Here is a 13487-nt window from a genome sequence, read left to right as displayed (position 1 = left end):
TAAATAACTATCTTGCTTTTTTATTAGGTAAACTCTATGAACGTTTCCAAAAAAGCCACACCTTCGATTTTGCCAAGTTATTTCTTAAGAATAATATGGAGTATGTTTATGACACTCTTCATAGTGAAGGAGCAAAAGAATTTTTATATTATGATTATAGCTACATAAAAGAAATAGTTAATGAATATTATAAAGGTCAAACGGGTTTTGCAAAAGACGTACTTTGGTGGTTAACGTTTGATGTCTGGAGAAGGACAATCCAGGAAAAACGATAAAATTAATAATTGATTCAGCGGTTGTTTTTATCAATATAAAATAGACGTGCAAAATTCTTGACATAGGAAGCCAAGCAAAAATTTTTTACTTCCTACAGCGGGAATAGCTCAGTGGTAGAGCTCTACCTTGCCAAGGTAGATGTCGCGGGTTCGAATCCCGTTTCCCGCTCCATTTTTTTTGGCGACATAGCCAAGTGGTAAGGCAGGGGTCTGCAAAATCCTTATTCCCCGGTTCGAATCCGGGTGTCGCCTCCAATTTTTAGTGCCGGAGTGGTGGAATTGGTAGACACAAGGGACTTAAAATCCCTCGAGCTTCGCGCTCGTGCCGGTTCAAGTCCGGCCTCTGGTACCATCTTTCAACCCGCATTGTGCGGGTTTTTTTTATAACAAAAATTTGACAAAAAAAACCCAATTTTTCATCCTCAATTTAGAAGAATAAAAATAGATGTGGAGCGAGTTATGAAAATAATTCTATTCACAATAGTTTGTTTGTGCATCATCCCCTTTTTGATTGAGGGTGCGTTCTTGCAGTATGCTCCATCAGCCCGTATAGCGGCACTTTCCGGCATTACTCTTTTTGACGGTTCAGCATCCTGCCTGTTTCTTAATCCGGCAAATATTCAAGACCATTACTCATTATCAACGTCATACATGATACCCTTTTCATTTAATGACATATCTTACAAGAATATTGCTTTTTCATATAGATTTGGCAGCGCAGTGTTTGCCCTTGGCTACCAGGATTTCGGAAATGATATCTATAAAGAGCAAAGCTTTGTTATAGGAGCAAATTATAGGATTTTCTCTCATTACTGGTTTGGAGCAAGTGCCCGTTACCTTATTGATAAAACCCAAGAATTCGAAGCGCAGAATGCATTTCAGGTAGATGTTGGGTTCAGGGCAGAATACAAGGAACTTACATTCTCTACATCCTATCTCAACATCACCTTCAGCGAACTGGAGAACGACCCGCTCCCTCAGGAAAACAGAACGTTTATATCCTATGATTTTGCAGAGAATCTGAGCGTTGGATTTGGATTCATAAAAGAGATCTATTATCCCTTTTCTTTTCGAGTGGGTGTTGCATACTATCCGGTTGATTTCGCTGGATTTTTCAGCGGATTCCATACAGAACCAAATCAATTCACCGCAGGGTGCGAATTCCATTTCATGAATTGCGCGATACAATATGCGATCGAAACACATGAGTATTTTAAGGTATCTCATTACATCTCGGTGCAGTATGGGAAATAAGATTGTCATATTGATTATTCTTGTTGTAATAATCTCCTTCTCTTTGAGGGCTGAAGATACAGAAGAACAGATGGAGAAGCTCTTTTCATCAGAAGATGAAACCTATATTTCGACTGAACTTCAAAGACATCTTGAATATCTTAAGAAACACAAACTTGATATCAATAAGGCAAGTTTCGAGGAACTAGTTGAACTCCCGTGGCTTTCACCTCAGGACGGTGAAGAGATCCTGAGGTTTCGGAAAAAGCATTCGATAACAAACAGCAACGATCTTCAGAAAGCGGGAATACCAGACGAGGTTATTGAAGAGCTCGAACCATATATTTCTTACCATATTTCAGCACCGGTTCATGTGATCACCCGCCAGAGGTTGCAGTACAAAGAAGGAGCAGATAAAGATTCTCCCTTGAAATTTTATCAAAAATATCAGGCAAATTGGAAAAAGTTTTCTCTCTATTTTCTCTCCCAAAAAGACGAAGGAGAAAAAGACTGGCTTGATTATTGGAGCGCGACACTCTTCGCAAAAGACATGGGATTTGTAAAAGCATTTGCTCTCGGGAATTATAGGTTAGCTTTTGGGCAGGGCATTCTTTTTGCACCAAAACTTGCTCTCTCAAAAGGAGGTAATGCCACCCATCAACCGATAAAACACTACCAGGAAATTCGCCCATACACATCGACCAATGAAGCATATTCTCTTTTCGGTGCTGCCATAGATTTTTCATTCCATAATTTCCATGTTATTTCCTTTTATTCAGACTATACTCTGGACGGAATCGTCGAGAACGGATGTATAAAAAGTATTGATATAACCGGTTTCCATATAGGCGAATCGGGGCACGACAAGAAGGATGCAATCCGCGAAAAATTATATGGAGCTCACCTCAGCTATGGAGATAAAAGCACAATTGGTCTAACCGGGTATCGAGATATGTATGATCATCCCTTTTGTGATTCTACAAAAAAGCAGGACCAAAATCTCTATAGCATAGACTTTAATCTCAATTTCGAGAACGTAACGTTCTTTGGAGAAGGTGGTTTAGCAGATGAGAAAAAGGCATTCGTGGCAGGATTATTCTGGCAACAAGGTTCGTTCGAGAATGTAATTCTCTACAGGGATTATGAAAAGAATTTTCCAACATTCCATGGAAATCCGTTCCACGGAGGTGGAGAGTTCGATAACGAACGAGGAGTGTATTATGGTATAACATGCCATCCTTTTGATCGCTCACGGCTTGATGTTTATTTTGACGTTTACCGGTTTCCGGAAAAGGGCACGTATGGAAATGTACCAGCGTATGGCTTTGATTCATTTGTGCAGTTCGATCAAAAGTGGAAAGCATCCCGAATACGCGCAACGTATCATTTTAAACAGACAGAGCGGTGGCGCAGTTTTGATGATGTGAGTAAACTGTACCAGGTAAAAAGAAATACTTGCCGTTGCGATTTTATTCAAAAGATCAACGAGAAGATAGAGCTCAAATTCAGGGGAGAATTTACCTACCATCATTATGAGAACACAGACAAGTATGATGCAGGAACCCTTCTCTACCAGGAGATCAAGTACTTCATCACACCACGATTAAAGAATTATATCCGCTTCTGTCAGTATCATACGGGGGATATAATCCTCTATATGTACGAAAATGATCTCGATGGCGTGATGCTAAACTCTCAATTTAAAGGTGATGGGATTTTCTGGTATGTTCTTTTTAAATATGATATTGGTCGGCATATCTCGATCCAGGCAAAATATGCGGAAAAAGCCTGGAAGGAGAAAGAAATTAAACATTCGAGACAAGTAAAATTTCAACTGGAAACAGGTTTCTGAACAATAGGTAAAGAATAAACATCAAGAGTTTTTTTATGAAAAACTTGCATTGATTCTTTCAATAATTCTTGTATCATATATGTTTAGAGTTCGACGACCTCAAACTTCAACTGGAAGGAGACAGCGGGTGCCAATGTTCATCTGGGTGATCCTTCTTGCAGCAGCAATTTTCGGATTACTCCAAACGAAATATTGTCATAAGCAGCTTGATAAATACCTGAACGTGCAGGAAATACAGATAGAAACAGAAGCACCAACCTATTGCCAGGTATATTTTGAGATCGACAACATTGCGAGCTTCAAGATCAAACGCAGGATAATTGTTCGGGTATATTATCAAAATCTTGAACTCGGTTCTAAGATGATTTACGGGATTTTTGAACCGCAGCGAACAAAGGGGTTTCTTACAACAATAGAATTTCAGGAAAAAATCCTCGCGGAAAACGAACACATCGACGAAGTATCCGTTCGGTTTTATGATTAAATAAACCCTAAAGGAAAAAAACCACCTCAGCCCCAAAATCTAACGAATAAGCGTAATTTCTCTCATCAGCTCCAGGTCATTGTTTTTAAGATGAATAAAATATATTCCAGACGGGAGTTCTGGTTGTGAACAACAGTGAATATCAAGAGAAAAATCATGGAATCCTGATTGATAGTGGTCATCAAGAAGTGTTGTGATAAATCTACCTCGAGCATCATATAAGGAGAGAACGATATTTGACGGTTTCATAAGAGCAAACCTGAGGGTTGTGGAGTGGCTGAAAGGATTTGGAAAATTCTGATGTAGCCGTAATCCCTCTTCTATAGGATCATCAATTGAATAGGGTGCCATTGACACAAAATCTACCACATCAGTAAAGAAGTTAGAGATTGCAAGGATATTATCGTCACGATTGTATTCAAGACCTGAAGGACCGCTATGGCCCGATGAAACAACGATGCGATTCTCCAGATTTGAATCATATCGATACACAGAATTAGTTCCATTGCACGTTACATAGATATTGCCGTATTGATCCTGCGCTAAAGCATCGAGATTATTTAGACCAGTCCACAAGGCATAGGATGTCTGCCCGTTCTGAGGATTGATCTGCACGATGGGAGCGCTGTTCTGGAACGAGCACGTTAAGAGCCTGTCGTTAACCTCGTCATAAATAAGTCCCTGTGGATAGGAGCCGAGTCCGGTGCTTGTTAACAATTCATGGGTGTTATCTGTAAGATTTATCTTATAGAGTTTCTGCCCGTGATTGATTAGATAAAGATAACCTGCATGATATGCGATGCCATCAAAGTAATTCGTAGCACTTATGGGCTTATATAGAACCTGTACTCCGGTTTTGATGTTGAACGCCTTTACTCCATATCGATAGGACACATACAGGATCGAATCCACAAGGACATTATTTGCACAGGCAGTTAGCCCGGACTTAAAAACACTCTGATTGCCGAGACTATCGATCTTTACGACACATGCAGGATTCCAACAGGATACATAATAGCTCTTTGAACCGCTGTCATAAGAGATTCCTTCTGGCATATCCAGGTAGTTTTGTGCCTTGACAGACAGGGGAATCAGCAGCAGGATAATCCCCAAAAGCACTAATTTTTTCCCAGTTTTAAACATACAAGACCTCCGTTTTGTTAATTTATTTTTTCAAACCCCTGAGAAATAATCGAAAGAAACTGTAATAATATTCCTTATTTGCGTAACCGAGTACAACCTCATTAAGGACAGCGCGTGTCGTAATACATAAATAGGGCATGACATAATCGATTTCAATATCATCCCGAATTGTACCATCACTCATACCAAGGCGGAAAGCATTAACCAGATCGACACGAGCATTATCTCTTGGTTCTGTAAATGCTTTCATAATATCCTGATCGATCTTGTCACATGGAAGCCCGTAATGATCCCAGTAGAGCATGAATTTCAAATATTCTGGATATTGAATTGCGAATTCGTAATATGCATCACCAAAGGCATAGAGTTTATCATACCCTGTGTCTTTTTGTGCCATAGCATCATTCAGCATCTTCCACCTGATCAGAGATATTTTCGTAAAGATCACAACATAAAGTTCAGCTTTGGTTTTAAAGTACGCATACAAGGTTGGTCTTGTGAATTCTGCTTTCTCGGCGATCTCTTCCATCGTAACATTCTGAAAGCCCTTGCTGAAAAAAAGTTTTTCGGCAGCAGCAATTATTGCTTCCCTGCGAGTCAGCATTTCTTTTTCTTTTCTGTTCATTTATTGCACTATTATACGTTAAGTAAAATGATTTTACGCTGTGTAAAATAAATTTCTTTCTTTTAATGTGTCAAGAAAATGTATAATTAGTAGATGTAAAAAAATCCGTTTTTTGAAACGTATGTTTATCTATTTTGGGATTAAATATTATCGATTAAATTCCTCAAATGTATCCATATATTTTTTGAGGATATTGGCCCTGCTGTGATGGCGAAGTTTTTCTTTGGCTTTTTCTTCGATTTGTCGAACACGCTCACGAGTGATATCAAAGATATGACCAACCTCTTCAAGGGTTCGGGGAGTCTGGTCACCGATGCCAAAGCGCAATTTGATCACACGACGCTCTCGTTTTGTAAGTGTTGAAAGGACAGCCTCAACCTGTTTGCGCAGGAGTGTTCTTTCTGCGATTTTCTCAGGCGAGATCATATTATCGTCTTCGATGAAATCACTTAATGTGGTATCGCCATCCTCATCACCGACAGGTTTATCGAGAGAAACAGGTCGTTTCGAGACATTCATGATGCCCTTCACTTTTTCGACCGGAAGATCGAGTTCCTGTGCGATTTCCTCTGGATAGGGCTCTCTGCCGAGTGCCTGCACAAGTTTGTTATGAGCCCGATTCACTTTATTAATGGCTTCTGCCATATGAACAGGAACGCGAATTGTCCGTGACTGATCAGCAATACCTTTTGTGATAGTCTGGCGAATCCACCAGGTGGCATAGGTTGAGAATTTATATCCCTTGTGATAATCATATTTTTCAACAGCACGGATAAGCCCGATATTGCCTTCCTGGATCAGGTCGAGGAAGCTGAGCCCGCGATTGTTATATTTCTTGGCAATACTGATAACAAGACGGACATTTGCCTTTATGATATCATTCTTTGCTTGCTCTTTCTGATCCTGTGCTTTGCGGATATCCTCCATCAGACGTTTGAGCTCATCGGCAGTCATACGTGTTTCGAGCTCGACCCTTCGAATCTTTCTCCGGTTGTTTTTGATCTTTCTCAGGGCATCCATAAAAATATGCGGATCAAGACCAGTGAGTTCGGCAACTTCATTGAAATCTTCTTTGCCTTTTTCGGCTTTCCTGCCGAGTGTGCATATTTTTGCTGTGCTATAGCCCTTAATATTACTCACAGCGTAGATACGATTGAGACTGACATTTATACGACCAAGCAAACTGTTTATTCTGTAAATGAGACGCTGGATCATCATGTCGGTGAAGCACATCTCCTCAAAAAGCTCCATGATGTGTGCGCGGTTCTCTTTTATTTTTTCACCGACAGTTTGGGTCTTGCTGTATCTTTTTGAGGGTTTTTTATTGATTATTTTTTCAATCTCATCAGAGTGATCAAGAGCTTTTTTTGTTCGCTCATCCAGCAGGGAGATAAGGCGTTCGTTATTTTCTTTATCGAACCAGCTGCCAAATTCTATTTTCAGGATCTGGTCTATTTTGATCTTCCCTTCCCTATAACGTTTGATAACATTCTGGAATTCACGGAGACTGCTTCCACAATTGAGTGTCAGTTTATTGATCGTTGTCTGTGCATCTTCAATCCTTTTGGATATCTTTGCTTCATCCTCAGGAGTGAGCAGCGGCACTTTTCCCATATCCTTTAGATACATGCGGACAGGATCGTCATAAAAGCTTATCTTAACCGATGCTTTTTTGGGCTTTGGGGTACGTTTCTTCTTGCGGATCCCGCCCTTCATTGTCTCGTCGAGGATCTCAAGCCCGGCATCTTTTAATTCATTAAAGATGTCATCGATCTTATCCAAAAAAATAGGATTATCAGGAAGAAGCTGATTTATTTCATCATAGGTGATAAAACCCCGCTCATCCCCACGCTGTTTTAGTTCTTCAATAAATTCACTTATCGTTTTCATAAAGTCTCCGGGCACTCACACAAGAACTTAACTCAAAAGTTTCTTTACCGTACCGCCTTTGAAATCCTTCTTTAATTGATTAATTTTATGCTTAACTGCCTTTTTCTCATTGATTTTTTCTTCATTATCAGGATGTTTTATAATATATTCATTAAGCGTAATTAAGTCAACATTTAACTTTCTAATTTGCAGCCCGATCAGCATTTTTTCGAAGGTGTTCCGGGAGAAGGGCAGTTCGTTGAACAGGAGATCGGAAATAAAATCAGAATCTTTGGGATTAAAAAGGTCCAGAAGCTTCGCGCCTTTTTCGGAGAGATTATCACGACTTTTCTCTTGTTTTATATATGCAAATAGTTTTTTCAGGAGGGGGTTTGAGAAATAATCGATCTCGATATCATCGAAATATTCTTCACATCGTTCCGGATGAGCCAGGATAATACGTATAAAATCCTTTTCTTCCTGATCAGGATCGACATGGAGAGTAAGAGGTGTTCTTGGTTTCCAGGATTTTTTCTGCAACGCCTGCAATGCCTTGAAAATATTAGTTTCACTAACCCCGAAAAGATTTGCTGTCTCCTGTATATAGAGTTCTTTTTGCACGGGACTTTCAATGAGATCAAGACACTCAATAACATTATTCAGCGCCTTTTTCTTGTTGTCGAGACTTTTACCGGCATTGCGCATTTGATATAAAAAATTATAAAATGACCGAGCATCATCGATATAATCACGAAGCGCGCCAGCGCCATGTGTTTCCAGGAAATCATCCGGATCTGTATCATCAGGAAGGATGATCATCTTTGGAAAGATAGATTGCGATAGACAGATTGAGATCGCTCGTGCGGCTGATTCCTTACCAGCACCGTCTCCGTCATACATGATATAGATGTTTTTCGTATATCGTGATAGAAGCTTTACCTGTTCTTCTGTAAGCGAGGTTCCGAGACTGGCAATAACATTTGTAAAACCATGATGCCAGAGTTTGATCAGGTCGAGGTTTCCTTCAACAAGGATGGCAGCGTCATGTTTTATGATCGTATCCTTTGATTGATATAGTCCATAAAGATGCTTGCGTTTCTGGTAGATGGGTGTTTCCGGAGAATTCAGATATTTTGCTCCGCGATCATCACCTTCTTTATAGATGCGGCTGCCAAAAGCAATGACTTTTCCGTCAGAACTGTAAACGGGAAACATGATGCGGTTAAAGAATTTATCCCGCAACGCTCCATTTGACGTTGTGAACAAGCCGCTTTTATTGAGGATGTTATCGGAATAACCTTTCTTTTTCAGGTGGTTTTGGAGCGAATTTGGTGAGCCTGGCGCAAGACCGAGTTTGAAAACCTTAATATCTTTTTCTGAAATATTTCTTGATTTCAGATATGCGAGCCCCGCATTGTCTTTTCCGGTAAGATTTGTATGATAAAAGCGAAGTGCAGATTCGTATATACCGTAAAGAGAATTATAGAGACTTTTTTCTTCTTTCGATTGTTCCTGGTAAACGGGCAGCGCAATACCGACCCTTTCAGCAAGCTTCCGTACTGCTTCATTGAAGTTTATCTTTTCGTATTCCATCAAGAAGGTGAAGACATTTCCGCCTTTGCCACATCCGAAGCATTTGAAGATCTGCAGGCGGGGAGAAACCATAAAAGAGGGTTTGGTCTCGTTATGAAAAGGGCAGGGAGCCATGTAGTTTGCACCGCTGCGCTTCAGGGGCACATATTCTCCGATCACATCTACAATGCTGTTAGCTGAGCGTATATCATCGAGAAGGTTTTGATCGTATCGCATGACTTCACTCTAATAAGAACAAATTTTTATGCAAGTTTCATAAAGAATTACTTTTTTTAATGAAAATTGAAGAGAGAATAATTGAGGATTAAAGGAGCAACAGAAAATTTATTTCAAAAACACCACGGTCACCCCATCTCCGCCTTCCTGAAGAGGAGCAGAATTATATTCTTTCACCCTTTTTTCGTTTCTGAGATATTCCCAGATTTTTTTACGTAGTTGTCCCGTTCCTTTTCCGTGGAGAATACGCACTTTCGGGTAATTCAGCAGGATCGCTTTGTCGATATATTTATCCAGCTCGAAACGTGCTTCATCAAAGGTCAAACCCATCAGGTTGAGCTCGAATGCAATGTCATGATCGATGTTGGCATGAACAGATATATCCGAATCTTCTTTATGCTCGTGGGATTTTTTCCCTTCGGGAATTTCATAAAGATCGGAGTTTTTTACATTATATGTGAGTCCTTCAGCGAGGACGCGTGCAGAATTTTTCCCGACAGACTGGATTTTCCCAACAAGCTTGAGGGGCTTGATATACACTTCTTTGCCAACATCGATTTCTTTCAAGGGTATATATTCGACACCAGACAGCAGGTCTTTCTTTTTTTCGATGTCGTATTTTTTGTTTGTAATTTTATCTTTGATTTCACGAACTTTGTCATGGGGGATATTCTTTTCAGATCGGAGTTGCTTTTTTAATTCATCGATTTCATGACCGAATTCTTGCTGGAGTTCTACAAGGTATGCCTCTGATTTATTGAGGATTTCTTTCTTCCTCTCTTTTTCGATCTTTTGCCAGTTTTTCTCTTTGAGCTCAAGAGAATTCAGTCGTTGTTCAAGCAGCTTGTTCTTGAGGTCGAATTCATATATTTTTTGGGCAAGGTGAATTCGCTGCTGTTCGGTCTTTTTCAAAAGTTCGCTTAACTGAAGACTCTTCTGGTCGATAAGTTCTCGAGCCCGAGCAATAATGTCTTCCGGAGAATTATATTCTTTAGCAATGTCGAGGGCATAGCTGTTGCCCGGAAAACCGAGATCGAGTTTATACGTTGGCTGTAACCGTTCCTGGTCAAATCTCATCGAAGCATTTTCACATAAGGGATGTTCGGAGGCAAATATCTTGAGTTTATTCAGGTGAGTAGTGATGATTACTTTTGATTTTTTTGCAATAAGCGCTTCCATAACAGATTGTGCGAACGCAGCACCCTCTTCAGGATCGGTTCCCGTACCGAGTTCATCAATAAGAATGAGCGAGGATGCATCTGCTTTATCAAAAATATTATTCAATTTTTGTATATGAGAGGAAAAGGTACTAATAGAATCCTCGATGGACTGCTCATCGTTGATATCCGTAAAGAAGGAGGTAAACATTCCTATCTGTGACTCCTCAACAGGTATCATCAAACCCGAAAGGGCCATGATCGCAAGAAGTCCGGTTGCTTTCAGCGTAACCGTTTTTCCACCGGTATTCACTCCAGAAATAACGATTCCCCTGAATTCATCGCCAATATGAAGCGAAAAAGGAATTATCTTTTTTGGATTAATTGTTTCAAAAAGAAGCGGATGCTGTGCATTTTTAAGATTTAAACGAGTGTCATCGATTATTTCCGGCATGTGGGCATTGATCCTCCTGCAATACAGCGCACAGGCGTTAAGAAAATCAATTTTTTGCAGGATTGAAAGATTGTGACGGAGGCCATCCTTCTTTTCTCGAAGCATCGAATAGAGTTCGGTAAGAATTCTATGGATTTCCTGCTTTTCTTCCTCGGTAAGGGTGTTCAACGAGTTATTAAGTTCCATAACCGAGAGCGGTTCCACATAGAATGACGCTCCTGTTTTTGATCGACCATGCACAATGCCCTTGAGTTGGGTAACACCTCCTTCCCGAACAGGAATTACATAACGTTCATCACGAAAGGTTACCACTTTATCCTGGATCACATTTTCATAATCCTTTTTCTCAAGAATACTTTCCAGCTCGGAATAAATTCGCTTCTTTGCTTTCTGCTTATTCCTTCGGATGGATGATAACATCGGGCTTGCCGTGTCTTTGATCTCACCGGCCGAATCAAAAATCTTATCATACTGTTTTTCCAACTCCCTCATTTCAACTATAGAAGAAATGATTGAAAAAAGCTTCGGGAAAGACTCATCCGAAATGTCCTTGTCGTTTTTGAGCGTGTTTGCAATATGGATATTACTTCCAAACATGAGGAGTTCTTCTATCGTAAATTGTTCGAATCTCCCAAAATTATCAAAAAGGAGTTCTGTATCTTCAAGCCCGGATAATGCAAAATGATGACTTTGCTCGAGATAATTAAAAGCATCCTGCAATTCCCCGAGTTTTTTCTCAACAGAGTTTTTTTCTTTGAGGGGGGAGAGGACTTCGACAAGACGCTGTCCTAGAGGAGACACACAATTGGCAGCGATCAACGCTTTAACTTTATCAAATTCCAGTTCGTCAAAAGCGTTTTTCATGAAAGGGGTGAAATTGAGTCTGTAACGTCTTTTTGAAGTTTATATTGTAGCTTAAGAAGTTCCTGGTAGTAAGCGTTTTCCCGTATCTGGGAATCGAGTTTTGTCGCTTCGAGGATCCGGGCGATCTTTTCGTTACTCCATTCAACGAAAGGGGCATTGAGAGCTGTCGTTCGTGCAGCTTTTGAAAGAGGGACAAGCTGAATAACAAGGCAAAGTAGGAAAATCAGGATCATTGCCTGAAAGCATCCGAGGATAAAGCCAAGAAGACGGTCGAGAAAACTTAGATGAAGCGCTTGTATCATTCTTCTGAGAACTTTTACAATGATCGCGATGATGACCATTACAAGAAGGAAAACGACAATGCCGCCGAGAATGTTTGATGTTTTTGGAGAAAAATGAAACACAGTTTGAAAAAATACCGACGATGCGGGACCGAGCTTGATCGCAAGAATAAGTGCAACGATCCAGCCGATGAGACGGGCACTCCCCTTGATAAATCCTGATACAAAACCAAAGCCCCCGAAAACAAGTAAAATTCCGAGGGCAAAGATATTAATAATATCCATTGAGGTTTACGTACGAGTATCGATACACATTACCGAGAACGATATCTGTAACTGTTACGTTTCAGTTTACGTAAAGTAGCTTTGAGCTCTCTGCGCTTCTTGTCGCTCGGCTTCTCGTAATAGCGGTTCTTCTTAATGTCAGACAGAACGCCCGAGCGCTGGACCTTGCGGTTGAAGCGGCGGAAGGCACTTTCAAAGCTTTCGTCTTTGCCAACGACCACTTTCGTCACGAATGATCACCCCCATTCGGAATTTTTTTACAAACTCAAACTCGCAAAATTCTATGTCAATCTTTGTGAATATATATTTTACTTCTAACTTATAGTATGTATGGAGGTTCAGTGAACCTATTCCACGATCTCCACACTTTCAATAACAATATCCTGAAGCGGTCGGTCAGCAGGATTTGTATCCGCCACAGAGATAGCATCGATAATGTCGAGCCCATCGATCACCTCGCCATAAACCGTATATTCTCTATCAAGGAAAGGATAGCCGCCAGTATTCATATAGATTTTACGTTGTTCCTCTGTATACTTGAATCCCTTTTGTTGCTCGATTATGGTCATCTCATCGGCAGTCCATTTTCTGCCCACAACAATATAGAACTGCGATCCGGAAGAACGCTTCTGGGGATTTACCTGATCTCCCTGACGGGCTGCCGCCAAGGCACCTTTCTTGTGGATAAGGTCTTTTCGAAACTCGGCAGGAACGGTATAACCAGGACCGCCAGCACCAAGACGAGCACCCTTTCCTGCTTTTTTTGAATCAGGATCACCGCCTTGTATCATAAAACCTGCAATTACCCGGTGAAAGAGCGTGCTGTCATAGAAACATTCTTCAACAAGCTTAAGAAAATTATCTCTGTGCTGGGGGGTATCATTATACAGCTTTAATGTGATATCACCATAATTCGTATGCATTTTCACTATAGGATCTTTCATGGGTTCCTCTTCTGTCTGTTCATTATTTTCAGCAAAAATATAACTACTAATGGATAAAAGTAGTGTTACAACAATGCTTACAAGGATCAATTTGAAGATTTTCATTAATCATGAGCTCCTTTTCTTTGTGATTGTGAGGTTTATAAAAGTACAGTGCTGAGTGTCAAATTTTACTCTATATAGATACAAGCAGGAAAAAGTTGACAGTTTGG

12 protein-coding genes and 3 tRNA genes are annotated in these 13487 nt (G+C 40.3%); 7 read left to right on the top strand and 8 right to left on the bottom strand.

All coding sequences use genetic code 11. The annotated features are described in order from the left end of the window. The 7 genes from JW794_04920 to JW794_04890 form a co-directional block, all read left to right on the top strand. On the top strand, positions 1-275 hold a 275-nt coding region (locus JW794_04920; GenBank protein MBN2017457.1), incomplete at its 5' end, for a hypothetical protein. 97 nt (positions 276-372) lie between these two features. Further along, positions 373-447 (top strand) — tRNA-Gly (locus tag JW794_04915). An 8-nt stretch (positions 448-455) separates the two neighbouring features. After that, positions 456-530: transfer RNA gene (locus JW794_04910), tRNA-Cys, on the top strand. Between the two features lie 9 nt (positions 531-539). Then, a tRNA-Leu gene (locus tag JW794_04905) sits at positions 540-627 on the top strand. Positions 628-734: 107 nt separating this feature from the next. Beyond that, a complete protein-coding gene (locus JW794_04900; protein MBN2017456.1) occupies positions 735-1529 on the top strand; it encodes a hypothetical protein in 795 nt (264 codons plus the stop codon). Then, a complete protein-coding gene (locus JW794_04895) occupies positions 1519-3360 on the top strand; it encodes a helix-hairpin-helix domain-containing protein (GenBank protein ID MBN2017455.1) in 1842 nt (613 codons plus the stop codon). Before JW794_04900 ends, JW794_04895 begins: the two co-directional genes overlap by 11 nt. Before the next feature lie 133 nt (positions 3361-3493). Continuing rightward, the gene (locus JW794_04890; GenBank protein MBN2017454.1) at positions 3494-3844 is read left to right on the top strand and encodes a hypothetical protein; all 351 of its coding nucleotides are present in this window, start codon (positions 3494-3496) and stop codon (positions 3842-3844) included. 39 nt (positions 3845-3883) lie between these two features. On the opposite strand, the gene JW794_04885 is transcribed toward JW794_04890, so the two are convergent. From JW794_04885 to JW794_04850, 8 genes are all read right to left on the bottom strand, one after another. Next, positions 3884-4987: a T9SS type A sorting domain-containing protein gene (locus JW794_04885; GenBank protein MBN2017453.1), complete on the bottom strand. Its 1104-nt coding sequence runs from the start codon at positions 4985-4987 to the stop codon at positions 3884-3886. A gap of 22 nt (positions 4988-5009) precedes the next feature. Beyond that, entirely contained in the window at positions 5010-5612 is a 603-nt protein-coding gene (locus tag JW794_04880; protein MBN2017452.1) for a TetR/AcrR family transcriptional regulator, read from the bottom strand. Between the two features lie 147 nt (positions 5613-5759). Further along, complete coding sequence (rpoD, locus tag JW794_04875) at positions 5760-7502, bottom strand: RNA polymerase sigma factor RpoD (protein ID MBN2017451.1); 1743 nt, start codon at positions 7500-7502, stop codon at positions 5760-5762. A gap of 27 nt (positions 7503-7529) precedes the next feature. Continuing rightward, complete coding sequence (locus tag JW794_04870) at positions 7530-9290, bottom strand: DNA primase (protein ID MBN2017450.1); 1761 nt, start codon at positions 9288-9290, stop codon at positions 7530-7532. Positions 9291-9398: 108 nt separating this feature from the next. Beyond that, positions 9399-11765, bottom strand: coding sequence for an endonuclease MutS2 (locus JW794_04865; protein ID MBN2017449.1), 2367 nt, complete (start codon positions 11763-11765; stop codon positions 9399-9401). Then, the gene (locus JW794_04860) at positions 11762-12331 is read right to left on the bottom strand and encodes a CvpA family protein (protein MBN2017448.1); all 570 of its coding nucleotides are present in this window, start codon (positions 12329-12331) and stop codon (positions 11762-11764) included. Before JW794_04860 ends, JW794_04865 begins: the two co-directional genes overlap by 4 nt. 29 nt (positions 12332-12360) lie before the next feature. After that, positions 12361-12561: a 30S ribosomal protein S21 gene (locus JW794_04855; GenBank protein ID MBN2017447.1), complete on the bottom strand. Its 201-nt coding sequence runs from the start codon at positions 12559-12561 to the stop codon at positions 12361-12363. 117 nt (positions 12562-12678) lie between these two features. Beyond that, positions 12679-13380 (bottom strand): peptidylprolyl isomerase, encoded by a 702-nt coding sequence (locus JW794_04850; protein ID MBN2017446.1) that lies wholly within the window; start codon positions 13378-13380, stop codon positions 12679-12681. Positions 13381-13487: the final 107 nt, after the last annotated feature.

The organism is Candidatus Cloacimonadota bacterium (assembly GCA_016932035.1).
In the GTDB taxonomy this organism is placed as follows: domain Bacteria; phylum Cloacimonadota; class Cloacimonadia; order JGIOTU-2; family JGIOTU-2; genus Celaenobacter.
This window is presented reverse-complemented; position numbering and strand designations above follow the sequence as displayed.